Raw genomic sequence first — 24526 nt, forward strand, 5'->3', positions numbered from 1 at the left:
TCTTTGCATAAGATTTGACGAACCACTAGTAAAAAGGGCATCATTTGATGCCCTTTTTCTGCGCTAAAAAAAGAGTTGTGTGAAATCACAGCAACTTTGTCTCTTAGCAAAGAATAAAACGATCATTTTTGACTAAAATGACTGTTAGATGTGTTGTTCTGCAACGCAAAGGAATGTGCCCTGCAACAGCGGGGTTATTGTCGTCTATATTTAAGACTTATCACAGGTTGGTTTTATGAAAGCAAACGCTGAGACTCCTGATAGCTCAAGTGCAGCAGATACAATGAAGTGGATTGTCGCTTTTGTTCTGCTAGCCGCCGCTGTTGTGGGTAATTACCTGTATGGTGAATTATCAGTTGTAATTCGCGCTGCAGGTGTAGTTGTGCTGATTGCTGCCGCACTAGGCGTTGCAGCAACGACAACTAAAGGTAAAGCTGCGATCGAATTTGCAAAAGAATCTCGCATGGAGATTCGTAAAGTGGTTTGGCCTACACGCCAAGAAACTATGCAAACCACATTGATCGTTCTAGCTGTAAGTATTGTTATGGCTCTAGCACTATGGGGCATCGACGGCATTATGGTTCGTCTTGTTGCCTTTGTGACTGGGGTATAGAGGGTTCTGATTCATGAGTGAAGCTCCAAAAAAACGTTGGTATGTAGTTCAAGCCTTCTCTGGCTTTGAAGGTCGTGTGGCTCAATCGCTACGCGAACATATTAAAATGCACAACATGGAAGAACTGTTTGGCGATGTGCTAGTACCTACTGAAGAAGTAGTGGAAATGCGCGCGGGTCAACGTCGTAAGAGTGAACGTAAATTCTTCCCTGGCTACGTATTAGTTCAGATGATCATGAATGACGAATCATGGCACTTAGTACGCAGCATTCCGCGTGTTATGGGCTTCATTGGTGGCACCTCTGATCGTCCTGCACCAATCACTGACAAAGAAGCTGATGCGATTCTGAACCGTCTAGAGAAAGCGAGCGAAGCTCCACGTCCTAAGACTATGTTCGAAGCTGGTGAAGTGGTTCGTGTGAACGATGGTCCATTTGCTGACTTCAACGGTACTGTTGAAGAAGTGGATTACGAGAAGAGCCGCATTAAGGTTTCTGTATCGATCTTTGGTCGTGCAACTCCTGTTGAGCTTGAATTCGGTCAGGTTGAAAAACTGGACTAAGACTCGAATAGTTGAACAAAGTTGTGGATAACTTATTGGCAACTTGTTCAAATTAAAAGAGTATAAAAAATCACCTTTTTAGGGTTGTTTAAGGCGCGAATTATGATTATAATTTCGCGCCTTTTTACTTCTGAGGAAGTAAAAAGCTTAATTCAAATTATGGGGAGCTTGCCTTGCGGCTAGCGCATGTACCCAAATATTAGGAAATATCATGGCTAAGAAAGTTGAAGCTTATATCAAACTGCAAGTTGCAGCTGGTATGGCAAACCCGTCGCCACCGGTTGGTCCTGCTCTAGGTCAACACGGTGTTAACATCATGGAATTCTGTAAAGCGTTCAACGCAAAAACAGAATCTGTTGAAAAAGGTCTACCGACTCCAGTAGTTATTACTGTATACAACGACCGTTCTTTCACGTTCGTAACTAAGACTCCACCTGCTGCTGTTCTTCTTAAGAAAGCTGCTGGCGTTAAGTCTGGTTCAGGTCGTCCAAACACTGAAAAAGTGGGTACTGTAACTGACGCTCAAATCCAAGAAATCGCAGAAACTAAAGCTGCTGATATGACTGGTGCTGACATCGAAGCAATGAAGCGTTCAATCGCTGGTACTGCTCGTTCAATGGGCCTAGTGGTAGAGGGTTAATAAGATGGCAAAACTTACTAAGCGTATGCGCGTAATCCGCGAAAAAGTTGACGTAACTAAAGAGTACGAAATCAACGAAGCTGTTGCTCTTCTTAAAGAACTAGCTACTGCTAAATTCGTTGAGTCTGTTGATGTTGCTGTTAACCTAGGCATCGATGCTCGTAAATCTGACCAAAACGTACGTGGCGCTACTGTGCTACCTCACGGTACTGGCCGTGAAATCCGCGTTGCTGTGTTCACTCAAGGTGCAAACGCAGAAGCAGCTAAAGAAGCTGGCGCAGATGTTGTTGGTATGGAAGATCTTGCTGAGCAAGTGAAGAAAGGCGAAATGAACTTCGACGTAGTTGTTGCTTCTCCAGATGCAATGCGCGTTGTTGGTCAACTAGGTACTATCCTAGGTCCACGCGGCCTTATGCCAAACCCTAAAGTTGGTACTGTAACTCCTAACGTTGCTGAAGCTGTTAAGAACGCTAAAGCTGGTCAGGTTCGTTACCGTAACGACAAGAACGGCATCATCCACACTACTATCGGTAAAGCATCTTTCGAAGCTAACCAGATTCAAGAAAACCTTGAAGCTCTGCTAGTTGCTCTTAAGAAAGCTAAGCCTTCTTCAGCGAAAGGTACTTTCCTGAAGAAAGTAAGCATCTCTACTACTATGGGTGCTGGTGTTGCTGTTGATCAGGCTAGCCTGAACACTCAAGCAAACTAATTTGCTTAGGCGCAGATTTAGTGTATACTTCTGCGCCTAATATTTGTGGTTGGGTGATTTCTGAAGCAATTCGAGTCATCTATCCCAAGACCGTAGGCGCTGTGCTTTTCGGAGTTATAGCTTAATAAAACCTACGTAGGCGATGCCTAATTTAAATGAAGTGATTCATGTTTATTAGCATCGTAAACGCTCATTACACACTGTAATGAGTGCTGTAATCACAACCAGAGGTTAAACCAAATGGCTTTAAATCTTCAAGACAAAAAAGCAATTGTTGCTGAAGTCAACGAAGCAGCTAATGGTGCACTTTCTGCAGTTGTAGCTGATTCTCGTGGCGTTGAAGTTGGCGCAATGACTTCTCTACGTAAACAAGCTCGCGAAGCGGGTGTTTACATGAAAGTTGTTCGTAACACACTAGCACGTCGTGCGGTTCAGGGTACTGACTACGAGTGTCTAACTGACACTTTCACTGGTCCAACTCTGATCGCGTTCTCTAACGAGCACCCAGGTGCTGCAGCGCGTCTTTTCAAAGACTTCGCTAAAGAGAACAAAGATTTCGAGATCAAAGCTGCTGCATTTGAAGGCACAGTTACTGATGCTGAAGTACTAGCGACACTACCAACTTACGACGAAGCAATCGCACGTCTAATGATGTGCATGAAAGAAGCTTCTGCAGGCAAGCTGGTTCGTACTATCGCTGCACTACGTGACCAAAAAGAAGAAGCTGCGGCATAAGCCTTGCTTTTCACTGGTTGCAAATTAAACTTATTGTTGACTTAAAAGAGAATTGTTATGTCTATTACTAACGAGCAAATCCTAGACGCAGTTGCAGAAATGTCTGTAATGCAAGTTGTTGAGCTTATCGAAGCTATGGAAGAGAAATTCGGCGTATCTGCTGCAGCTGCTGTTGTAGCTGGCGGCGCTGCTGGTGGCGAAGCTGCTGCTGAGCAAACTGAATTCGACGTAATCCTAACTGCTGCTGGTTCTAACAAAGTACAAGTAATCAAAGCTGTACGTGGCGCAACTGGCCTAGGTCTTAAAGAAGCTAAAGGTCTTGTAGACTCAGCTCCAGCACCTCTAAAAGAAGGCGTTGACAAAGCTGAAGCTGAAGCTCTTAAAGCACAGCTAGAAGAAGCAGGCGCTTCTGTTGAAGTTAAGTAATTATTACTTAATTTCTTAGCCTAACGGCTATTGGCTGGTGGTTAAATAACCACCGGCCTTTTTGCGCTGTAGGGCTATGACGAATTTTCCCGCTGTTTAAACGTCATAACCTGAGCAAAAAAACGATTACCTTTCCAAGATAGTCGTTCACTACAGTAAACAGCTGTTAGTCACTACCCCCTCCGAGGAGTGTTTCGGGTAGTTTGGGTCACTTATCAGCGAGCTGAGGAACCCCATGGTTTACTCTTATACCGAGAAAAAGCGCATCCGTAAGGACTTTGGTACTCGTCCACAAGTTTTGGACATTCCATACCTGTTATCGATCCAGCTTGATTCTTTCGACAAATTCATCGAACAGGATCCTGAAGGTCAATACGGTCTTGAGGCTGCTTTTCGTTCTGTATTCCCAATTCAGAGCTACAACGGCAATTCTGAGCTGCAATACGTTAGCTACCGTCTTGGTGAGCCAGTTTTTGACGTTAAAGAATGTCAAATCCGCGGTGTAACTTACTCAAAGCCACTACGCGTTAAACTACGTCTAGTTATCTTTGATAAAGATGCGCCAGCAGGTACTGTAAAAGACATTAAAGAACAAGAAGTCTACATGGGCGAAATTCCGCTTATGACAGACAATGGTACTTTCGTAATCAATGGTACCGAGAGGGTTATCGTATCCCAGCTGCACCGAAGCCCAGGCGTGTTCTTCGACAGTGATAAGGGTAAAACCCACTCATCAGGTAAAGTTCTTTATAACGCACGTGTAATTCCTTACCGTGGCTCATGGTTAGACTTTGAGTTCGATCCTAAGGACAACTTATTCGTACGTATCGACCGTCGTCGTAAGCTACCAGCTTCAATCATCCTTCGTGCACTAGGTAAGTCGACAGAAGAGATCCTGGATCTATTCTTCGAGAAAGTGAACTTCGAAGTGAAAGACCAAACTCTACTAATGGAGTTGGTTCCAGATCGTCTACGTGGTGAAACTGCGTCATTCGACATCGAAGCAAACGGCAAAGTTTACGTTGAGACTGGTCGTCGTGTTACTGCTCGTCACATCCGTCAACTTGAGAAAGATGGCGTTGAACACATCGAAGTACCAGTAGAGTACATCGTTGGTAAAGTTGCATCGAAAGATTACATCAACGAAGCAACTGGCGAGATCATTGTTGGTGCTAACCAAGAGATCAGCCTAGAGGCACTTGCTAACCTATCTCAAGCAGGTCACAAAGCTCTAGAAGTACTGTTCACGAATGACCTAGACCATGGTCCATTCATGTCAGACACTCTACGTGCAGACAGCACTGTAGATCGCATCTCTGCGCTTGTAGAAATCTACCGCATGATGCGCCCTGGCGAGCCACCAACAAAAGAAGCTGCAGAAGCTCTATTCGAAAGCCTATTCTTCTCTGAAGAACGTTACGACCTATCAACTGTAGGCCGTATGAAGTTCAACAGCTCTATCGAGCGTGAAGAAGAAGAAGAGCGCGGTACGCTAGACGAATCAGACATCATCGAAGTGATGAAGAAGCTGATCGCTATCCGTAACGGTAAAGGTGAAGTTGATGATATCGACCACCTAGGTAACCGTCGTATCCGTTCAGTAGGTGAAATGGCAGAGAACCAATTCCGTGTTGGTCTAGTTCGTGTAGAACGTGCTGTTAAAGAGCGCCTAAGCCTTGGTGACCTTGATGCAATCATGCCTCAAGACCTAATCAACGCTAAGCCTATTTCTGCTGCTGTTAAAGAATTCTTTGGCTCTTCACAGCTTTCACAGTTCATGGACCAAAACAACCCATTGTCAGAAGTAACGCACAAGCGTCGTATTTCTGCTTTAGGTCCAGGTGGTCTAACTCGTGAACGCGCAGGCTTCGAAGTACGTGACGTTCACGTAACTCACTACGGTCGTCTATGTCCGATCGAAACGCCTGAAGGTCCAAACATCGGTCTAATTAACTCCCTATCTGCATTTGCGCGTTGTAACGACTACGGTTTCCTAGAAACTCCGTACCGTCGCGTAGTAGATGGTGTTGTAACAGACGAAGTAGATTACCTATCTGCAATCCAGGAAGGTCAATTTGTAATCGCACAGGCGAACACCGTTCTTACTGAAGAGGGTACGTTCGCAGATGAGCTAATCACTGCTCGTCAAAAAGGTGAATCTGGTCTTCACCCACGCGACCACGTTGACTACATGGACGTTGCGACAAACCAAGTAGTATCTATCGCTGCATCGCTTATCCCGTTCCTAGAACACGATGATGCGAACCGTGCATTGATGGGTGCGAACATGCAACGTCAAGCAGTTCCAACTCTAAAAGCTGATAAGCCTCTAGTTGGTACAGGTATCGAACGTAACATCGCAGTAGACTCTGGTGTAACAGCCGTAGCTAAACGTGGTGGTATGATTCAGTCTGTAGACGCTTCTCGTATCGTAGTTAAGGTTAACGAAGATGAGCTAGTACCTGGCGAAGCTGGTATCGACATCTACAACCTAACTAAGTACACGCGTTCTAACCAAAACACATGTATTAACCAACGTCCTACCGTGCTTCCAGGTGAACCTGTATCACGTGGCGACGTACTAGCTGACGGTCCTTCAACAGACCTTGGTGAGCTAGCTCTTGGTCAAAACATGCGTATCGCATTCATGCCTTGGAACGGCTACAACTTCGAAGACTCGATCTTAGTATCTGAGCGCGTAGTTCAAGAAGACCGTTTCACGACTATCCACATCCAAGAACTATCTTGTGTGGCTCGTGATACTAAGCTGGGCTCTGAAGAGATCACAGCTGATATTCCAAACGTAGGTGAGTCTGCTCTGTCTAAACTAGACGAGTCAGGTATCGTTTACATTGGTGCTGAAGTTAAGGGTGGCGACATCCTAGTTGGTAAAGTAACACCTAAAGGTGAAACTCAACTGACTCCTGAAGAGAAGCTACTACGTGCAATCTTCGGTGAGAAAGCATCTGATGTTAAAGATACTTCTCTACGTGTACCAAACTCTGTTTCAGGTACGATCATCGATGTACAAGTCTTCACTCGCGATGGCGTAGAGAAAGACAAGCGTGCACTTGAAATCGAACAGATGCAGCTGAAAGAAGCGAAGAAAGACCTAACTGAAGAGTTCCAAATTCTTGAGGGTGGCCTTCTTAACCGTGTTAAAGCTGTTCTTCTGTCTGGTGGTTACTCTGAAGCTAAGCTTGATGCAATCGGCCGTAAGAAGTGGCTAGAGCAAGCACTAGAAGACGACGCGCTACAATCACAGCTTGAGCAACTTGCTGAGCAGTGGGATGAGCTAAAAGCTGACTTCGATAAGAAGTTTGAAACTAAGCGTCGTAAGATCACTCAAGGTGATGATCTAGCGCCTGGCGTACTGAAGATTGTTAAGGTTTACCTAGCAGTTAAACGCCGCATCCAGCCTGGTGATAAGATGGCGGGTCGTCACGGTAACAAAGGTGTAATCTCTAAGATTAACCCTGTTGAAGACATGCCATACGATGAGAAAGGCCAACCAGTCGACATCGTACTGAACCCACTGGGTGTACCATCGCGTATGAACATCGGTCAGATCCTAGAAGTACACTTAGGTCTGGCTGCGAAAGGTATCGGTGACAAGATCAACCAAATGGTTAAGGAACAACAAGAACTGCACAAGTTCCGTGAGTTCCTACAGAAGGTTTACGATCTTGGTGATACTCGTCAGAAAGTTGACATTGCTGAACTGTCTGATGATCAAGTTCGTACTCTGATCAAGAACCTACGTGGCGGTCTACCGATTGCTACTCCTGTGTTCGATGGTGCTTCTGAAACGTTAATCAAAGAACTACTTAAACTGGGTGACCTACCAGAATCTGGTCAGCTAACTCTGTTTGATGGTCGTACTGGTGATGCGTTTGAGCGTCCTGTAACTGTTGGTTACATGTACATGCTGAAACTAAACCACCTTGTTGATGACAAGATGCACGCTCGTTCAACTGGTTCTTACAGCCTAGTAACTCAGCAACCACTTGGTGGTAAAGCTCAGTTCGGTGGTCAGCGTTTCGGTGAGATGGAAGTATGGGCACTAGAAGCATACGGTGCTGCTTACACGCTTCAAGAAATGCTAACAGTTAAGTCGGATGACGTTAACGGCCGTACTAAGATGTATAAGAACATCGTAGATGGCAACCATAGCATGGAACCTGGCATGCCAGAATCGTTCAACGTACTGTTGAAAGAGATCCGCTCGCTAGGTATTAACATCGAGCTAGAAGACGAAGAGTAATCCCCACGGGATTATTGGTAGAAGGTGCTCACTTTTGCGGGTGAGCTCCTTTTAACTCCTTACAGGAGCTGATTGTGAAAGACTTATTAAACTTTCTAAAAGCGCAGCATAAGACCGAAGAATTTGATGCAATCAAAATCGGTCTATCTTCACCAGACATGATCCGTTCATGGTCTTTCGGTGAAGTTAAAAAACCTGAGACGATCAACTATCGTACGTTCAAACCTGAGCGCGATGGTCTGTTCTGTGCGCGTATCTTTGGTCCAGTTAAAGACTACGAATGTCTTTGTGGCAAATACAAGCGTCTGAAACACCGTGGTGTTATCTGTGAGAAGTGTGGCGTAGAAGTTACACAAACTAAAGTTCGTCGTGACCGTATGGGCCACATCGAGCTTGCTTCACCAGTTGCTCACATCTGGTTCTTAAAATCGCTACCGTCTCGTATCGGTCTACTAATGGATATCCCTCTACGTGATATCGAACGTGTTCTTTACTTCGAAATGTACGTAGTAACTGAACCAGGTATGACTGATCTAGAAAAATCTCAGATGCTTACTGAAGAAGAGTATCTGGATCGTCTAGAAGAGTGGGGTGATGAATTCACTGCTAAGATGGGTGCAGAAGCGATCAAAGATCTGCTTGCAACAATGGACCTTCATCAAGAAGTGGAAGAAATGCGCGAAGAGTTGGAAACAACTAACTCTGAAACTAAGCGTAAGAAGATCACTAAGCGCCTGAAGCTAGTTGAAGCCTTCATTGCATCGGGTAACGATCCGCAATGGATGATCCTAACTGTACTTCCGGTTCTTCCGCCAGATCTACGTCCTCTAGTACCTCTAGATGGCGGTCGTTTTGCGACTTCAGATCTGAACGACCTTTACCGTCGTGTGATCAACCGTAACAACCGTTTGAAGCGTCTTCTAGAGCTAGCGGCTCCAGACATCATCGTACGTAACGAAAAGCGTATGCTGCAAGAGTCTGTTGATGCCCTTCTAGATAACGGTCGTCGCGGTCGTGCGATCACAGGTTCGAACAAGCGTCCTCTAAAATCTCTTGCTGATATGATCAAGGGTAAACAGGGTCGTTTCCGTCAGAACCTTCTAGGTAAACGTGTAGACTACTCTGGCCGTTCTGTAATCACAGTAGGTCCATACCTTCGTCTACATCAGTGTGGTCTTCCTAAGAAGATGGCACTTGAGCTATTTAAGCCGTTCATCTACAGCAAGCTAGAGACTCGTGGCATGGCTACGACAATCAAAGCTGCTAAGAAGATGGTAGAGCGCGAAGAAGCTATCGTTTGGGATATCCTAGACGAAGTAATCCGCGAACACCCAGTACTGCTTAACCGTGCACCTACACTTCACCGTCTAGGTATCCAAGCGTTTGAACCAGTACTAATCGAAGGTAAAGCGATCCAGCTTCACCCACTAGTGTGTGCGGCATATAACGCCGACTTCGATGGTGACCAAATGGCGGTACACGTGCCTCTAACTCTAGAAGCACAGCTTGAAGCACGTACACTGATGATGTCGACAAACAACATTCTGTCGCCAGCTTCAGGTGATCCGATCATCGTACCTTCTCAGGACGTTGTATTGGGTCTTTACTACATGACTCGTGACAAGATCAACGTGAAAGGCGAAGGTATGTACCTTGCTGGCCCTGCAGAGGCTGAGAAGGCATACCGCACTAAGACTGCTGAGCTACACGCTCGCGTTAAGGTTCGTATCACTGAGACGGTTAAAGACGAAGATGGTAACAGCACTACTGAAACGAAGATGGTTGATACAACTGTCGGCCGTGCAATGCTATGGCAAATCGTTCCAGCGGGCCTACCGTTTAGCCTAGTAAACCAAAAGCTTGGTAAGAAACAGATTTCTAACCTGCTTAACGAGGCTTACCGTAAGCTTGGCCTGAAAGACACTGTAGTCTTTGCTGACCAAATCATGTACGCAGGTTTTGCATACGCAGCACTTTCTGGTGTTTCTGTAGGTATCAACGACATGGTTGTACCTCAAGCGAAATACGATGAGATCGAATCTGCTGAAGAAGAAGTTCGTGAAATCCAAGAGCAATTCCAATCTGGTCTTGTTACTGCGGGTGAGCGTTACAACAAAGTTATCGATATCTGGGCGTCTACGAACGACCGCGTTGCGAAAGCGATGATGGATAACCTATCTTCTGAAACTGTTATCAACCGTGACGGTGAAGAAGAGCAGCAAGAATCGTTCAACAGCATCTACATGATGGCCGACTCGGGCGCTCGTGGTTCTGCAGCTCAGATTCGTCAGCTAGCGGGTATGCGTGGTCTGATGGCACGTCCAGATGGCTCAATCATCGAGACACCGATCACTGCGAACTTTAAAGAAGGTCTAAACGTACTTCAGTACTTTATCTCAACGCACGGTGCTCGTAAGGGTCTTGCGGATACGGCACTGAAAACAGCGAACTCGGGTTACCTAACTCGTCGTCTAGTAGACGTTGCTCAAGACGTTGTAGTACACGAACATGACTGTGGCACGCACGAAGGTATCGACATGATGCCTCACATCGAAGGTGGTGACGTTAAAGTTGCACTTTCTGAGCTTGCTCTAGGTCGTGTAGTAGCTGAAGACGTTCTTAAGCCTGGTTCTGAAGATGTTCTAATTCCACGTAATACTCTGATTGATGAGAAGTGGTGTCAGATCATGGAAGACAACTCTGTAGACAGCATCAAAGTACGTTCAGTTGTAACGTGTGACGCTGACTTCGGTTGTTGTGCACAGTGTTACGGTCGTGACCTAGCACGTGGTCACCTAGTGAACCAAGGTGAAGCAGTTGGTGTTATCGCTGCACAATCTATCGGTGAACCGGGTACACAGCTAACGATGCGTACGTTCCACATCGGTGGTGCGGCATCTACTGCAGCAGCAGAGAACAGCATCCAAGCTAAGACAACAGGTACGGTTAAGCTACACAACGCTAAATTCGTTATCAACAAAGACAAGAAGCTTGTAATCACTTCTCGTGCATCTGAACTAACCATCGTTGATGAGTTCGGTCGTACGAAAGAGAAGCACAAACTTCCTTACGGTTCTACGCTGACTAAAGGTCACGAAGATTCAGTTGATGCGGGTGAAGTTGTAGCTAACTGGGAAGCGCACACTATGCCAATCATCACTGAAGTGGCAGGTCGCATCCAGTTCGTAGACATGATCGATGGCGTAACAGTTTCTCGTCAGACAGATGACCTAACAGGTCTATCTTCTTCTGAGGTAACTGATGCAGCAGCGCGTCCAGCAGCAGGTAAAGATATGCGTCCAGCTATCAAACTTGTTGATGCAGCAGGCAACGACGTAATGATCCCTGGTACTGATATGCCAGCTCACTACTTCCTACCTGGTAAAGCGATCGTTAACATCGAAGATGGCGCAGAAGTTGGCATTGGTGACACTCTTGCACGTATCCCTCAGAAATCTGGCGGTAACAAAGATATCACCGGTGGTCTACCACGCGTAGCAGACCTATTCGAAGCTCGTAAGCCTAAAGAGCCTGCGATCCTTGCTGAGCACACAGGTACTGTGTCGTTCGGTAAAGAAACGAAAGGTAAGCGTCGTCTAGTTATCACTCGCGAGGGTGGCGAGACTTACGAAGAGATGATTCCTAAGCATCGTCAACTGAACGTGTTTGAAGGTGAGAAGATTGAACGTGGTGATGTAATCGCTGACGGTCCAGAAACTCCACATGACATCCTGCGTCTACGTGGTATTCACGCTGTGACTCAGTACATCGCGAACGAAGTTCAAGAAGTTTACCGTCTACAAGGCGTAAAGATTAACGATAAGCACATCGAGACTATCGTTCGTCAAATGCTACGTAAGTGTACAATCACGCACGCAGGTGACTCTGAGTTCCTACCTGGCGAGCAAGTTGAATACTCACAAGTTAAGATTGCTAACCGCGCTCTAGAAGCGGAAGGTAAAGAACTAGTACGCTTCGAGCGCGAACTACTAGGTATTACTAAAGCATCTCTAGCAACTGAGTCGTTCATCTCTGCGGCATCGTTCCAGGAGACAACTCGCGTACTAACAGAAGCTGCGGTTTCTGGTAAGCGTGATGACCTACGTGGTCTGAAAGAGAACGTAATTGTTGGTCGTCTGATCCCAGCTGGTACTGGTTTCGCATACCACCAAGAGCGTCAAGCTAAGCGCGAAGAAGAGCAAGAAGGTCCTTCAGCTGAACAAGCTACTGACAACCTAGCTGCACTTCTAAATGCAGGCTTCTCTTCTGACGAGTAATCGTTAAGAGCTTAAAAGAAAAGGCACCTCCGGGTGCCTTTTTTGTTTTTGGGTGAAAGGAAAGTGTTATTCCATCGTGTAAGAAGGAGCGAGTAGGGAGTCACCTCTAACTCTCACCATTTAAAGAGAACTCGAATTATGAGTTTTTACTATTGGGAAATGCTGTTCTAAGAACGCAAAAGGGCTGACGTCATAAACGCCAACCCTCACTATTTAATCTTCTTTTCGTTTCTTGCTTATGCGCCTGGCGGAATCGCTAAACTGTCGGCAATAAGCTGAATCAGATGGTCTTCCACTTCAAAACGCACTTCAAGTAGCTCTCCAACCTTCGACATGTCGACCTCGAAGTTCGGCAACTCATCGTCTGCACTTACTTTTACGTATTTATCGTTGAACTCTAGCAGCGGCTCAGTGGTGAGAACGATTTTCGCGTAAGTAGTGTCGATTTCGTCATTGGTTTTAAAGCCAGTCGCTTGCCATTTTGCCATGACCATATCGTAGATCTTAAAATGACCTTCAGAGATATAATCAACAACGTGATCGCAAAATGAGCTGATTTCTTTAGGAGAAGGGAGTTCAACAACGTTTGATTGCCCGTTAGCTGGCTGAAGGGTACCTAGCTTGCAATACTCGACGATTAGAGACTGTCGAGTTTCGAGCCAATGATCGATGACCTCATTCGAGCCACCCCATTGTTCTTGTACTTGTTTAAATTTATTTAGCATGACCATGTCCTCATGATCTGATCACAACCTTGTGATCATGATAAGTGCTTAAGTAGGGGTCCATTTGTTATACGCTACTAAAAGTAATAGCCTGAATTAATATCGGCTACAACTCTAGTATGAAATTAGATTGCCAGTAAAATGAACGAACTGCAAGCAATGAGGCATAGGGATGTTAAAAAAAAGTGACGGTAAGATGACTGACAAAGCGTACTGGTGTGTCGTCTCGGGAAGCGATATTTGGACCATAGAAGGCCGCTTACCACTTGGCACTGCTGTGGATTTTGAACTCAATATCGAACACGCGATATGCATTGGTCAGTATCAAAATCATCATGTTTACTGGCTAAATGACTCTGACAGCGATCTTCAATTTGAGATGCAAAGCCTGCGTGAATTGCTGCACTGGCCTGAGGCTCTGTTTCTGCTCGCTAGCAAAGCGATTCAGTACGGTCACATGAGCCAAAGCATGCGTTTTTGCCCACAATGTGGCGGTCGCAATCACCTCAATCATAATCAAGTGGCGATGCAGTGCGGTGATTGTCGCACGTTGCACTATCCCAGAATCTTTCCATGCATCATTGTCGCTGTAAGGCACGACAATAAAATTTTGCTTGCTCAGCACCCACGACACAAAACCGGAATGTATACGGTGATAGCGGGCTTCCTAGAAGTCGGAGAGACTCTCGAACAGTGTGTTGCTCGTGAAGTGAAAGAAGAAACAGGAATCGATGTGACTAACATCCGATACTTCGGCAGCCAGCCTTGGGCTTTCCCTTCTAGTATGATGATGGGCTTTCTTGCCGACTATGCTGGTGGTGTGTTGAAACCAGATTACAGCGAACTGTCTGATGCTCAATGGTTTACGAAAGATTCTATGCCAGAAGTTGCGCCGAAAGGGACCATTGCAAGAGCGCTAATTGAGCAGACGATTGAAGATATCGCTGCGGATTAAATCTATCTGAAAACGGATGGATTGGCCTACAGGAGTATTTGGCCTATGGGTGGTCAAATACCTAAAAAAAACCCTCCACAAGTGGAGGGGGTAAGTAAGATGTCGTTATGAGATGCTGAGTTGTAGGAACTCAGTGTTATAATTGTAATTTTCGCTAGCGAACAAATTTTTAACATGTGCCTATGATTGGGTGCAAATTAAGCATTGATTTAAAAGTTAATAACTTGATCTAGGTTGCAAAGCACACAGCTTTTACCCTGCAATCAGTGTTAGAATACACGCCAACAACTAGACAAGATTGAATTGGAATTTACGGAATGACCGAATTAAAAAATGATCGCTATCTACGCGCACTCTTAAAACAGCCTGTTGATTACACGCCAGTATGGATGATGCGCCAAGCAGGTCGTTATCTTCCAGAGTACAAGGCAACTCGTGCTGAAGCGGGTGACTTTATGTCGCTTTGTAAGAACGCTGAACTAGCATCTGAAGTAACGCTTCAACCTCTGCGTCGCTTCCCTCTTGATGCAGCAATCTTGTTCTCAGATATTTTGACGATTCCTGATGCGATGGGTCTTGAGCTGCGCTTTGCTGCAGGTGAAGGTCCGGTATTTGATAAGCCAATTACCTGCAAAGCAGACGTAGAAAAAATTGGCCTGCCAGATCCAGAAGGTGAACTGCAGTACGTAATGAACGCAGTTCGTCAGATCCGCAAAGATCTAAACGGTGATGTTCCACTGATCGGTTTCTCTGGTAGCCCATGGACACTAGCGACTTACATGGTTGAAGGTGGCAGCTCGAAAGCGTTCACTAAGATCAAGAAGATGATGTACGCAGAACCTCAAACTCTGCACCTGCTTCTAGACAAGCTAGCAGACAGCGTTATCGAATACCTAAACGCGCAAATCAAAGCGGGTGCTCAATCAGTCATGGTATTTGATACTTGGGGTGGTGTACTGACTCCTCGTGATTACAACCTATTCTCACTACAATACATGCATAAGATTGTTGATGGTCTTATCCGTGAAAACGACGGTCGTCGCGTACCAGTGACACTATTCACTAAGAACGGCGGCATGTGGCTAGAGCAGATCGCAGCGACGGGCTGTGACGCAGTTGGTCTAGACTGGACTATCAACATCCAAGATGCGGTTAAACGCGTGGGTGATAAGGTTGCACTGCAAGGTAACATGGATCCTTCTATGCTTTATGCTTCTCCAGAGCGTATCCGTGAAGAAGTCTCTACGATTCTTGAAGGCTTCGGTGACGCGGGTACTGGCCACGTATTTAACCTTGGTCACGGTATCCACCTAGACGTGCCGCCAGAAAATGCAGGCGTGTTCGTAGAAGCGGTACATGAACTGTCTAAGCCTTACCACAAGTAACGCTTAGAGTTAGGTTTACATCAAAGCCCCTCACTATTGCAGTGAGGGGCTTTTTTGTTTCTCCGAGTTTCACAGGTGCTCCGATAATTTTCGACTATGATCTACATAACGGGGAAATTCGAAGGAGTTGAGTATGTTGAGAGTGGGTTTTGCTTGGTTATTGAGTGCAATGCTGGTTTCTGGTTGTGCTTCGGACGTGGCGACCGATTACGACTCCTCGGTCGATTTTAGTGGTTTTTCTACCTATCAGTATCATGAGGATCCCAATACGCCAGTGACCTTAGATGGCGCCCGAATTAAGAAAGCGGTCGACAAAGAGATGGCTTTGAGAGGTATGCGCCTATCCGAATCCGATGGTCAGTTGACGGTCTACTATGAGATTTTAGAGGCGTCTGAGTTACTGGCGGATGGACCAACCTTTAGCTTTGGTTTTGGCACGGGCAGCATTAATAGCCGCTATGGTGCTGGCGTTAGTACGCCAACTCGAGTCAAAGAGAAGAAATACGGCAAGCTCAGTGTGAACTTGATTGATACACAAACTAACGACGTGGTGTGGCGCTCAGTCTCTCAAAGGCAGTTGACTGAAACCATGGACTCTGAAGAGCGAAATGAATTCGTTCAAGACCAGGTGCAGCAGATGTTTGAAGAGTACCCAATTGCAGCGCCACAAGTGAAGTAAACCGCTAGTACCCTTTGTCGAAATCGATTTGGTATTTGAGCTGAAAGCCATCGCGCCAAGACTGGTAGTTGTTAGCAAATATCTCGACGACCTGTCGCGGTTCACTAAGAGCTGCAATATGGGGCGTGATAGTGATTTGAGGCAGCCCCCAGAAAGGGTGGTCTTTTGCTAGAGGTTCGCTTTCAAATACATCTAGGAAGGCGTGTTCGATCCAACGATTTTTAAGTGCTAACAGAAGGCCTGCTTCATCGAGTGTACTGCCTCGGCCTACATTAAAGAGTAATGCACCTTGGCAATGACTGAGCAATTCACCATCAAGCAGCTTGTTGGTTTGTGGCGTCGAGGGCAGGGTATTGACGATGATATCCGCTTGTTTGAGAGCGACGTGTGCTTCGTTGATGTGGTAAGTGCTATCAAATGAAGTTTGACGCGGTGGTATGCCAGTGCGGTTAACCCCTATGGCTTGAATACCGAAGGCTTGCGCCACCTTGGCGAGGTGACTGCCAATTGAACCTGTACCAAGGATCACCATGGTGCGTCCGCTGAGTGATTGATAAAGCTGTGGCTGCCATTGCTTTTGAGCTTGCTGCTGGTGGTAGTGTTGAAAGTGGCGGTAGTGGCTGATGCTGTAACCCATGACATACTCAGCGATGAGTGGTCCGAAGATGCCTCTGACGTTGGTGAGTGTGTAATCTTGACGAAGCTCAGGGCCAGCTAGGGCGTTGATACCCGCATATGTGCTTTGCAGCCAATCCAACTTGGTGAACTCCTTCAGACGTTGAGCAACCATAGGTGGAGCCGCGAGTACAATGTCAGCCTCTGCGGCGTTTTCAGTGATTTCTAGGTCGGGTAAGGCGTGTTCAAGGACCAGTTGTTGATAGGTCTCGTCGTGCTCGGTGAGAATATAGAGTTTATTGGTGAAATTGTTCATCGGCTTACCTTTTTTCCCTAAGGTTTATCAAGTACACTTTCGCTGTCTTTTTCTGCAACTATTGAGTGACTATGCTACAGAATCCACTTCAGGTTCGTCTTGAAAAACTAGAACCTTGGCAACAAATTACTTTCATGGCGTGTCTGTGTGAGCGTATGTACCCTAACTATGCCATGTTTTGTGAGAATACAGAATTTGCCGAAGCACGAATCTACCGTGATGTGTTAGACAGTGTCTGGGAAATCCTAACGGTAAAAACCGCGAAGGTGAACTTTGAGCGTCAATTAGAAAAAATTGAAGAGCTATTCCCGAGTGCAGAAGATTTCGACTTCTATGGTGTGTACCCTGCAATGGATGCGTGCCAAGGTCTTGCTACACTACTGCATGGCTTGTTGGACCGTGAACACCTATTTGAAGCGGTGATAAAGGTTAGCCAACAGTCGGTTAAGACGGTCGCGGATCTTGAGTTTGCTCAGGGTGCAGACGAAGTGACGAACCAGAATCAAAAAGAGAACGAAGCAGTATGTGAAGAGTGGGACGTTCAGTGGGCTATTTTCCGTCCTCTACGTGAAACCACAGAGCGTGATATTGAGCTGATTAAAGACTTACGTCATGAATTACGTGAAGAGCCAGTTAGCAACATTGGCGTTGCTATCTAAGCTTACGATTGAATAGTAAAAATAAAGGCTCCCGAGGGAGCCTTTATTTTATGCGCTTGATTACGCTTTCTTGTCTGTTGAAGAAACTTCAGGTTCTTGGTTAACCTCAGCTTCGGCTTCAGTTTTTTCCTCGGTCTCTGGTTCTTTTTTTTGTTCAGCTTTCTCTTCGAGCTCTTCCTCATGCTCATCATCGCGGCTTTCGATTACGCCGTGGGTCTCTTTCCAGTTTTCCCAACGCTGAAACGCCAGTTCTTGCATGTCAGTGTTCTTGTCGGCTTCATCGACAATCTCTTGACCAACTAAGTGCTCAAAGATGTCTTCAAGGGTAATAATACCTTGGATGGTGCCGTACTCATCGACCACCATTGCCAGTTGAAGGCGCTTAGCCATCATCTGATCGAAGGCTTTTGGTAGTACTAAGTTGTTGAGCAATACATGAATTGGTCGTGTTACATCGCCCAGTGATTTCTCACCACTGCCTGCTTGTTGTAGCTTGAACAGCTCTAGACGGTGCACGAAGCCAATGATGTTGTCGCTCTGCTCGCTGTAAACCAGTGGACGAGAGAATGGCGTCTCTTTGTGTTCAGATAGAAACTCATTAATCGTCATCTCGGCATCAACACGAAATACGACAGGACGAGGAGTCATTACTTGAGTCACAGGGACATCTTGAATACCCAGCAGGTTGCTCAGGATTTTTGACTCACCTTCTGCAAACTCGCCGCTCTCTTTTGCCAAGATTGCCATTGCAGATAACTCGTCGCGCATTTTTGGCGCTTCGTGGCCACGTGCTAAACGCTTAGTAATCTGCTCAGAGAACCATACGAAAGGTGTAAGGAAGAACACCATCCAACGTAGAACTCTTGAAGATGCAGGCGCAAGCTGACGCCAGTAAGTGGCACCAATTGTTTTTGGAACGATTTCTGACAGTACTAGAATGCCTAACGTAAGTACGGCAGAGAAAACACCCAGCCACTGGCTACCAAATACAACTGCCGCCTGCGCACCCGCTGTCGCAGCACCGATAGTATGTGCGATGGTGTTGAGCGTTAGGATAGAAGCAAGTGGTCTATCAATGTCTGTTTTCAGCTTATCAAGCGACTCAGCTGCAGGGTGGCCTTGTTGCTTGAGTTGAGCGATGTAGCTCGGACTGATACTCAGTAACACAGCTTCCAAAACGGAACAGATAAAAGAAACTCCAATCGCAATGGAGACGTAGATAGTTAGCAGCAGCATGTTTGCCCTTAATGATAGATTGTACGCTTTGTCAGCGATTCAAGCTGGATTATAGAAAAAAATTGATGCTTTGGTCATCATTAATTTTAGTCTCAGCCCCCTTTAAACAAGGGCTTGGAAGGGAATTTGAGTAACAAATTGTGAGTTATTACTCATATTATGGCTAAAACTACGGCATTAGAGTCAAAGATCGTCGACAAACCTTTGCCAGATGGGGCATTTATGTTTTAGAGTGAATTGAATTTAAAAATACAAAGAAGGGAAACCTAAAATGAACAAGACCCAATTAATCGACTTTATTGCTGAAAAAGCGGACCTTTCTAAAGCTCAAGCGAAAGCTGCGCTAGAAGCGACTCTTGGTGGCGTAACTGATGCTCTTAAAGATGGCGATCAAGTTCAGCTAATTGGTTTTGGTACTTTCAAAGTAAACCACCGTGCAGCTCGCACTGGTCGTAACCCAAAAACAGGTGATGAGATTCAAATCGCTGCTGCAAATGTTCCAGCATTTGTTGCAGGTAAAGCACTGAAAGATTCAGTGAAATAATCTAAACTGTACCGAGGTAGTCGTATTCCACCTCGGTACAGGTTTTATGAAAAAAACATTTCTTCTCGTTTCTCTCTTCTCAGCACTTCTCGTTGGATGTTCCTCATCCAGTCCGACACAAAATCTCGAACAATTTGAAACCTACACCGGCGGTCAGGTTATGGGTGACGCAACCAGCTTTTACTGGGTCACGAATAAGCTTACACAGCCACACAGTTCAGCCGACTACGTTACTGTAGGTGATTATGGCTGGTACAAAACCGATTATGCTTGGTCTGATGGCATCCTACGTGAGTTTATCCGTGAAGGTGAACAGCGCGACTCTAATGGCAAACTCGTGCCATACCGTGTCCATGTGCGTTTTAATGCGTCGGGTGACGCTGTCTATCAACAGCATCGTATTGATGGAAAAATCTTACCGATTCAAGCAGAGCAGTTAGAGCGCTACAAAAAAGAGGCGACGGGGGTCTTAACCGCTACCGACAAACAAAACGGTGAGGGTTTAGAGTTGCTGCAAGGCTACTGGAATGGCCGCTCGTTTGAGAGCTGTGACGGTGACGAATTCACTGAATTTGAATTCAACCAAACATTGCCAAGCTTCGTGATTAATCGCTTAGCGACGGTGGACAGCTATGCGGCAGTATTGGGCGATGTATCGCTCGGTAAGGGCAGTGTATCGGTTGAGGAGTTACTGATGCTAGCGGAAGACAGCCATGACTGTATTACGCGCCCTGCGCTGTTGAAAGAGCAGTAGAAATATCACTGCTGAACAGCATTTGGAGTAAATGGATCATGGTAGGCCAAATACTCTTAAGGCTGCAAATTACGTTCAAAAGTTAAAAAAGGCGCATGACGCGCCTTTTTAGTATCTGCAATCACCAACAATGATTACTTCTGCTCGCGCTCAATCGCACGGTAACCGATGTCATTACGGTGGAACATACCATTCCAGCTAACTTGCTTAGTTAGCGCGTACGCACGCTCCTGAGCCTCAGAAACGCTATTACCAAGAGCTGTCGCACATAGAACACGGCCGCCATTCGTCACAACTTCGCCAGCTTCGTTATTCGCTGTACCAGCATGGAAGATTTTTTGGCCTTCAACATCGCCTGTAGGCAGTGAAATCACGTCACCTTTTGCATAGTCAGCAGGGTAGCCGCCAGCCGCAAGAACAACACCAATTGAAGCGCGTGGGTCCCACTTAGATTCTGCTTGGTCCAGCTTCTCGTCGATAGCCATTAGGCAAAGCTCAACAAGGTCTGACTCCATACGCATCATGATAGGTTGCGTTTCTGGATCGCCGAATCGGCAGTTGTACTCGATAACTTTCGGTGTGCCGTCAGCTGCGATCATCAGACCTGCATATAGGAAACCTGTGTAAGGCGCGCCTTCTGCGTCCATACCACGTACCGTTGGGTAGATAACTTCTTCAAGGATACGGTTGTGGATCTCTGGCGTTACTACTGGAGCTGGAGAGTAAGCACCCATGCCGCCTGTGTTAGGGCCTGTGTCTTTGTCGCCAACACGTTTGTGGTCTTGGCTGGTGGCCATAGGCAGTACGCTAGCGCCATCTACCATCACGATGAAGCTCGCTTCTTCGCCTTCAAGGAACTCTTCAATAACCACGCGGCTGCCAGCTTCACCAAATGCGTTGCCTGCTAGCATGTCTTTGATTGCGTCTTCTGCTTCTTCCAGAGTCATCGCAACGATAACGCCTTTACCAGCCGCAAGGCCATCAGCTTTAACTACGATTGGTGCGCCTTGCTCACGAACGTAAGCGATAGCTGGCTCAATTTCAGTGAAGTTCGCGTAAGAACCGGTTGGGATGTCGTGACGAGCTAGGAAGTCTTTAGTGAATGCTTTAGAACCTTCTAGTTGTGCAGCCGCTTGAGTTGGACCAAAGATTGGCAGACCGACTTCGCGGAACGCGTCAACCACACCAATGACGAGTGGCGCTTCTGGACCAACGATAGTCAGTTCGATTTTTTTCTCTTGAGCAAACGCCACTAGGCCAGCAATGTCTTCAACGCCGATGTTTACGTTTTCTAGTTTTGGCTCAAGTGCAGTACCTGCGTTACCTGGAGCAACGAATACTGTTTCAACGTTTGGGTTTTGTGCTGCTTTCCAACCAAGTGCGTGCTCACGACCGCCGGCACCGATGATCAATACATTCATGTTTTAATCCTTCAATCAAAAATCGTCATTCTCGAAGTTGAGGAACGAAACTGTCGGGAATCTGTTTAACGTTTTAAACCCAGAGATTCCGTATTACGCTCGTTCCTCGCTATACGGAATGACGGCTTTGAGAAATTTAAGTTAAGTTTTGCTCAAAGTAGTTGGTGATGTGGCTAGGCAGCAATTGAGCCCATCCCCGGGAGCATAGCCTGCTATGTGACCGGGGTGGGCGAAAGCAGCTAACGACGCCACAGTGCCAAATACGAAGAGGAAATTAGTGGCGGAAGTGACGCATGCCCGTAAAGATCATCGCCATGCCGTGCTCGTCTGCTGCAGCGATAACTTCGTCATCACGCATTGAGCCGCCTGGTTGGATAACACACTTGATGCCCGCTTCTGCAGCCGCGTCGATACCGTCACGGAATGGGAAGAATGCATCTGAGGCCATTACACAACCTTCAACCTGTAGACCTTCGTCTGCAGCTTTGATACCTGCGATTTTCGCAGAGTAAACGCGGCTCATTTGGCCTGCACCTACACCGATAGTCATGTCGCCTTTCGAGTAAACGATCGCGTTAGATTTCACGTACTTCGCTACTTTCCAGCAGAATAGAGCATCTTTTAGCTCTTCTTCTGTAGGTTGGCGCTTAGAAACCACTTTAAGGTCATCTTGAGAAACCATGCCTTGGTCGCGGTCTTGAACCAGTAGGCCACCGTTAACGCGTTTCACGTCAAAGCCAGTCGTCTTAGCTGTCCACTCGCCACACTCAAGTAGGCGAAGGTTTTTCTTAGCCGCTACGATTTCTACTGCTTCAGCAGAAACAGATGGTGCAATGATAACTTCAACGAATTGACGCTCAGTAATAGCCGTTGCTGTTGCTGCGTCTAGTTCGCGGTTGAATGCGATGATGCCGCCAAATGCAGACGTTGGGTCTGTTTTGAATGCACGGTCGTAAGCTTCTAGGATGTCTTTACCTAGTGCTACACCACATGGGTTAGCGTGCTTTACAATCACACATGCTGGCTCGTCGAACTCTTTCACACACTCAAGTGCAGCGTCAGTGTCTGCGATGTTGTTGTAAGAAAGGGCTTTACCTTGGATTTGGCGAGCAGTAGAAACAGACGCTTCTTCAGGGTTCGCTTCAACGTAGAATGCGGCTGCTTGGTGGCTGTTCTCGCCGTAGCGCATGTCTTGCTTCTTCTCGAACTGTTGGTTGAACGTGCGAGGGAATTTGCTCTCTTCGTCACCTTCCTTGTTCTCACCGTAAGATGGGACCATAGTGCCGAAGTAGTTAGCGATCATGCCGTCGTAAGAAGCTGTGTGCTCGAATGCCGCGATAGCCAGGTCGAAACGAGTTTCTAGTGTTAGAGACTTCTCGTTCGCGTCCATTTCAGCGATAACGCGATCGTAGTCGTGAGCGTTCACAACGATAGTTACGTCTTTGTGGTTTTTCGCTGCAGAGCGAACCATTGTTGGACCACCGATATCGATGTTCTCAACAGCGTCAGCAAGAGTACAACCTTCTTTAGCAACGGTTTCTGCGAATGGGTATAGGTTAACAACAACCATATCGATAGGATTGATGCCGTGAGTTTCCATCACTTCATCATCTTGACCACGACGACCTAGAACGCCACCATGAACTTTTGGATGCAGAGTCTTAACGCGGCCGTCCATCATTTCTGGGAAGCCTGTGTAGTCTGATACTTCTGTTACAGAGATGCCTTTCTCAGCAAGCAGGCGAGCAGTGCCACCAGTCGATAGAATATCGACACCACGGTTAGCAAGGGCTTGTGCAAATTCAACGATACCAGTTTTGTCTGATACGCTGATTAGGGCGCGGCGAATTGGACGAGCGTTATTCATGCTTCCATCTTCCTCAAATTCATGGAGTTAAAATAAAGATATTTGCCAAAAAAGAACTTGTTTCTATCTTCTCCACTCTGTTTAACGTACAACAGAGCAAGAGATAAAATATTGGCCAGTTTTGGTAAAGACCTTTGAGATTCCGTTTCTTCTTATGTTTAATACCTAAGAAAGTAACAGTCTCCAAATTTGATGGCGCACATTCTAACTAATTTATTACAAAAAAGCTCGCGCAATCGTTTGGCATCTCAAAAATAATTATGAAAATTGCCATTTGAGCCTGAAAAGTAACGAAAAGGTTAATTGTGGCAGTAATGAAAAATCAGGAAAAACTATGTTTCAGATAGGAGAATTAGCGAAACGCTGTGGTGTAACAGCGGATACGCTACGGTTCTACGAGAAAAATCACCTTATTGCTCCGGCGAGTCGCAGTGAGTCTGGCTATCGACTGTATGACGAAAATAACCAAAAGCAGGTGACCTTCATCCTAAAATCAAAGGCGTTGGGCCTGAGCTTGGAAGAGATTAAAGAATTACTCGATATTCGCTTGGAGGCAACCCAGCATAGCTGCGCGGAGGTGAAGTCGATTACCAGTGCTAAATTGACGATGATTGATGAGAAAATCGCCGAGCTGAGCCGTATTCGAATTGCCCTGAAAAAAATCAATGATGCGTGCTGTGGGCATGTGGATGATGATGCGAGTCACTGCTCAATTCTGGCGGCACTGGATTCTGAGAATACCCAGAAAGGCAGCTGTTGCAACGACTGAGCTTAGAGATAAAAAAAGCCCAACTTACTCAGTAAGTTGGGCTTTAAATTTCTATACGTCAGAATGATTAGTTCATGCCGTACTTTTTAAGTTTCTTGCGAAGAGTACCGCGGTTGATACCCATCATAGTTGCTGCGCGAGTTTGGTTACCGCGAGTGTACTGCATGATGGTGTCTAGTAGTGGCTGTTCAACTTCAGCTAATACTAGTTCGTATAACTCGCTGACTTCTTGACCGTTTAATTGAGCAAGGTAGTTTTTCAATGATGCTTTCACTGAATCACGTAGTGGTTTCTGCGTGATTTGGTCTTGTGATGTAACTGTAGTCACTGTCAATGCTTCTGAAGTCAGATTTTGTTCGAACATATTCGGTCTAG

The 24526-nt window shown here is 46.1% G+C and carries 21 protein-coding genes; 15 read left to right on the forward strand and 6 right to left on the reverse strand.

Annotated elements, in window-relative coordinates:
• The first annotated feature begins 235 nt into the window (after positions 1-235).
• From secE to rpoC, 8 genes are all read left to right on the forward strand, one after another.
• Complete coding sequence (gene secE / locus AC6R05_RS04470; protein WP_032549907.1) at positions 236-613, forward strand: preprotein translocase subunit SecE; 378 nt, start codon at positions 236-238, stop codon at positions 611-613.
• Positions 614-626: 13 nt separating this feature from the next.
• Complete coding sequence (nusG, locus tag AC6R05_RS04475; protein WP_032549909.1) at positions 627-1175, forward strand: transcription termination/antitermination protein NusG; 549 nt, start codon at positions 627-629, stop codon at positions 1173-1175.
• A gap of 211 nt (positions 1176-1386) precedes the next feature.
• The gene (gene rplK / locus AC6R05_RS04480; RefSeq protein ID WP_026084318.1) at positions 1387-1815 is read left to right on the forward strand and encodes a 50S ribosomal protein L11; all 429 of its coding nucleotides are present in this window, start codon (positions 1387-1389) and stop codon (positions 1813-1815) included.
• Positions 1816-1819: 4 nt separating this feature from the next.
• Complete coding sequence (gene rplA, locus AC6R05_RS04485; protein ID WP_032549910.1) at positions 1820-2524, forward strand: 50S ribosomal protein L1; 705 nt, start codon at positions 1820-1822, stop codon at positions 2522-2524.
• A 240-nt stretch (positions 2525-2764) separates the two neighbouring features.
• The gene (rplJ, locus tag AC6R05_RS04490; RefSeq protein WP_032549911.1) at positions 2765-3259 is read left to right on the forward strand and encodes a 50S ribosomal protein L10; all 495 of its coding nucleotides are present in this window, start codon (positions 2765-2767) and stop codon (positions 3257-3259) included.
• A gap of 57 nt (positions 3260-3316) precedes the next feature.
• On the forward strand, positions 3317-3685 hold the full coding sequence (rplL, locus tag AC6R05_RS04495) for a 50S ribosomal protein L7/L12 (RefSeq protein WP_032549912.1): 369 nt from the start codon (positions 3317-3319) through the stop codon (positions 3683-3685).
• 235 nt (positions 3686-3920) lie between these two features.
• Positions 3921-7949: a DNA-directed RNA polymerase subunit beta gene (rpoB, locus tag AC6R05_RS04500; RefSeq protein ID WP_500646693.1), complete on the forward strand. Its 4029-nt coding sequence runs from the start codon at positions 3921-3923 to the stop codon at positions 7947-7949.
• 74 nt (positions 7950-8023) lie between these two features.
• Positions 8024-12226, forward strand: a complete 4203-nt coding sequence (gene rpoC, locus AC6R05_RS04505; protein WP_032549914.1) for a DNA-directed RNA polymerase subunit beta' — start codon at positions 8024-8026, stop codon at positions 12224-12226.
• Between the two features lie 236 nt (positions 12227-12462).
• Here the strand turns inward: rpoC and AC6R05_RS04510 are convergent, their stop codons facing one another.
• Positions 12463-12957, reverse strand: coding sequence for an Rsd/AlgQ family anti-sigma factor (locus AC6R05_RS04510; RefSeq protein ID WP_032549915.1), 495 nt, complete (start codon positions 12955-12957; stop codon positions 12463-12465).
• 166 nt (positions 12958-13123) lie between these two features.
• On the opposite strand from AC6R05_RS04510, the gene nudC reads away from it, so the two are divergent.
• The 3 genes from nudC (at position 13124) to AC6R05_RS04525 (ending at position 15970) form a co-directional block, all read left to right on the forward strand.
• The gene (gene nudC, locus AC6R05_RS04515) at positions 13124-13906 is read left to right on the forward strand and encodes an NAD(+) diphosphatase (protein ID WP_150869417.1); all 783 of its coding nucleotides are present in this window, start codon (positions 13124-13126) and stop codon (positions 13904-13906) included.
• Between the two features lie 317 nt (positions 13907-14223).
• Complete coding sequence (hemE, locus tag AC6R05_RS04520) at positions 14224-15291, forward strand: uroporphyrinogen decarboxylase (protein WP_032549917.1); 1068 nt, start codon at positions 14224-14226, stop codon at positions 15289-15291.
• A 133-nt stretch (positions 15292-15424) separates the two neighbouring features.
• Positions 15425-15970: a DUF4136 domain-containing protein gene (locus AC6R05_RS04525; protein ID WP_285466587.1), complete on the forward strand. Its 546-nt coding sequence runs from the start codon at positions 15425-15427 to the stop codon at positions 15968-15970.
• A gap of 4 nt (positions 15971-15974) precedes the next feature.
• Here AC6R05_RS04525 and AC6R05_RS04530 read toward each other — a convergent pair whose 3' ends face one another.
• The gene (locus tag AC6R05_RS04530) at positions 15975-16901 is read right to left on the reverse strand and encodes a D-2-hydroxyacid dehydrogenase (RefSeq protein ID WP_500646694.1); all 927 of its coding nucleotides are present in this window, start codon (positions 16899-16901) and stop codon (positions 15975-15977) included.
• Between the two features lie 71 nt (positions 16902-16972).
• Between AC6R05_RS04530 and AC6R05_RS04535 the strand changes: the two genes are divergently transcribed.
• Complete coding sequence (locus AC6R05_RS04535; RefSeq protein ID WP_032549920.1) at positions 16973-17560, forward strand: YjaG family protein; 588 nt, start codon at positions 16973-16975, stop codon at positions 17558-17560.
• 60 nt (positions 17561-17620) lie between these two features.
• Here AC6R05_RS04535 and AC6R05_RS04540 read toward each other — a convergent pair whose 3' ends face one another.
• Positions 17621-18796 carry a CNNM domain-containing protein gene (locus AC6R05_RS04540; protein ID WP_500646695.1) on the reverse strand — a complete coding sequence of 392 codons (1176 nt, stop codon included), beginning with the start codon at positions 18794-18796 and terminating at the stop codon, positions 17621-17623.
• 271 nt (positions 18797-19067) lie between these two features.
• On the opposite strand from AC6R05_RS04540, the gene hupA reads away from it, so the two are divergent.
• Together hupA and AC6R05_RS04550 are read left to right on the forward strand one after the other, a co-directional pair.
• Entirely contained in the window at positions 19068-19340 is a 273-nt protein-coding gene (hupA, locus tag AC6R05_RS04545) for a nucleoid-associated protein HU-alpha (RefSeq protein ID WP_004729753.1), read from the forward strand.
• A gap of 46 nt (positions 19341-19386) precedes the next feature.
• Complete coding sequence (locus tag AC6R05_RS04550; protein ID WP_500646696.1) at positions 19387-20094, forward strand: DUF1481 domain-containing protein; 708 nt, start codon at positions 19387-19389, stop codon at positions 20092-20094.
• 134 nt (positions 20095-20228) lie between these two features.
• Here the strand turns inward: AC6R05_RS04550 and purD are convergent, their stop codons facing one another.
• Complete coding sequence (purD, locus tag AC6R05_RS04555) at positions 20229-21515, reverse strand: phosphoribosylamine--glycine ligase (RefSeq protein ID WP_150869412.1); 1287 nt, start codon at positions 21513-21515, stop codon at positions 20229-20231.
• Positions 21516-21789: 274 nt separating this feature from the next.
• On the reverse strand, positions 21790-23382 hold the full coding sequence (gene purH, locus AC6R05_RS04560) for a bifunctional phosphoribosylaminoimidazolecarboxamide formyltransferase/IMP cyclohydrolase (RefSeq protein ID WP_500646697.1): 1593 nt from the start codon (positions 23380-23382) through the stop codon (positions 21790-21792).
• Between the two features lie 334 nt (positions 23383-23716).
• Here purH and zntR point away from each other — a divergent pair, with 334 nt between their 5' ends.
• Entirely contained in the window at positions 23717-24151 is a 435-nt protein-coding gene (gene zntR / locus AC6R05_RS04565) for a Zn(2+)-responsive transcriptional regulator (protein ID WP_285466580.1), read from the forward strand.
• A 67-nt stretch (positions 24152-24218) separates the two neighbouring features.
• On the opposite strand, the gene fis is transcribed toward zntR, so the two are convergent.
• Positions 24219-24515 carry a DNA-binding transcriptional regulator Fis gene (gene fis / locus AC6R05_RS04570; protein WP_004729744.1) on the reverse strand — a complete coding sequence of 99 codons (297 nt, stop codon included), beginning with the start codon at positions 24513-24515 and terminating at the stop codon, positions 24219-24221.
• Between the last annotated feature and the right edge of the window lie 11 nt (positions 24516-24526).

Source organism: Vibrio sp. R11-SG3-ISO9, assembly GCF_059834255.1.

What these genes read in the sequence shown, in the direction of transcription:
- secE (WP_032549907.1), top strand. Translation starts at nt 236, where the DNA reads ATGAAAGCAAACGCTGAGACTCCTGATAGCTCAAGTGCAGCAGATACA.
- nusG (WP_032549909.1), top strand. Translation starts at nt 627, where the DNA reads ATGAGTGAAGCTCCAAAAAAACGTTGGTATGTAGTTCAAGCCTTCTCT.
- rplK (WP_026084318.1), top strand. Translation starts at nt 1,387, where the DNA reads ATGGCTAAGAAAGTTGAAGCTTATATCAAACTGCAAGTTGCAGCTGGT.
- rplA (WP_032549910.1), top strand. Translation starts at nt 1,820, where the DNA reads ATGGCAAAACTTACTAAGCGTATGCGCGTAATCCGCGAAAAAGTTGAC.
- rplJ (WP_032549911.1), top strand. Translation starts at nt 2,765, where the DNA reads ATGGCTTTAAATCTTCAAGACAAAAAAGCAATTGTTGCTGAAGTCAAC.
- rplL (WP_032549912.1), top strand. Translation starts at nt 3,317, where the DNA reads ATGTCTATTACTAACGAGCAAATCCTAGACGCAGTTGCAGAAATGTCT.
- rpoB (WP_500646693.1), top strand. Translation starts at nt 3,921, where the DNA reads ATGGTTTACTCTTATACCGAGAAAAAGCGCATCCGTAAGGACTTTGGT.
- AC6R05_RS04510 (WP_032549915.1), bottom strand. Translation starts at nt 12,957, where the DNA reads ATGGTCATGCTAAATAAATTTAAACAAGTACAAGAACAATGGGGTGGC.
- nudC (WP_150869417.1), top strand. Translation starts at nt 13,124, where the DNA reads ATGTTAAAAAAAAGTGACGGTAAGATGACTGACAAAGCGTACTGGTGT.
- hemE (WP_032549917.1), top strand. Translation starts at nt 14,224, where the DNA reads ATGACCGAATTAAAAAATGATCGCTATCTACGCGCACTCTTAAAACAG.
- AC6R05_RS04525 (WP_285466587.1), top strand. Translation starts at nt 15,425, where the DNA reads ATGTTGAGAGTGGGTTTTGCTTGGTTATTGAGTGCAATGCTGGTTTCT.
- AC6R05_RS04530 (WP_500646694.1), bottom strand. Translation starts at nt 16,901, where the DNA reads ATGAACAATTTCACCAATAAACTCTATATTCTCACCGAGCACGACGAG.
- AC6R05_RS04535 (WP_032549920.1), top strand. Translation starts at nt 16,973, where the DNA reads ATGCTACAGAATCCACTTCAGGTTCGTCTTGAAAAACTAGAACCTTGG.
- AC6R05_RS04540 (WP_500646695.1), bottom strand. Translation starts at nt 18,796, where the DNA reads ATGCTGCTGCTAACTATCTACGTCTCCATTGCGATTGGAGTTTCTTTT.
- hupA (WP_004729753.1), top strand. Translation starts at nt 19,068, where the DNA reads ATGAACAAGACCCAATTAATCGACTTTATTGCTGAAAAAGCGGACCTT.
- AC6R05_RS04550 (WP_500646696.1), top strand. Translation starts at nt 19,387, where the DNA reads ATGAAAAAAACATTTCTTCTCGTTTCTCTCTTCTCAGCACTTCTCGTT.
- purD (WP_150869412.1), bottom strand. Translation starts at nt 21,515, where the DNA reads ATGAATGTATTGATCATCGGTGCCGGCGGTCGTGAGCACGCACTTGGT.
- purH (WP_500646697.1), bottom strand. Translation starts at nt 23,382, where the DNA reads ATGAATAACGCTCGTCCAATTCGCCGCGCCCTAATCAGCGTATCAGAC.
- zntR (WP_285466580.1), top strand. Translation starts at nt 23,717, where the DNA reads ATGTTTCAGATAGGAGAATTAGCGAAACGCTGTGGTGTAACAGCGGAT.
- fis (WP_004729744.1), bottom strand. Translation starts at nt 24,515, where the DNA reads ATGTTCGAACAAAATCTGACTTCAGAAGCATTGACAGTGACTACAGTT.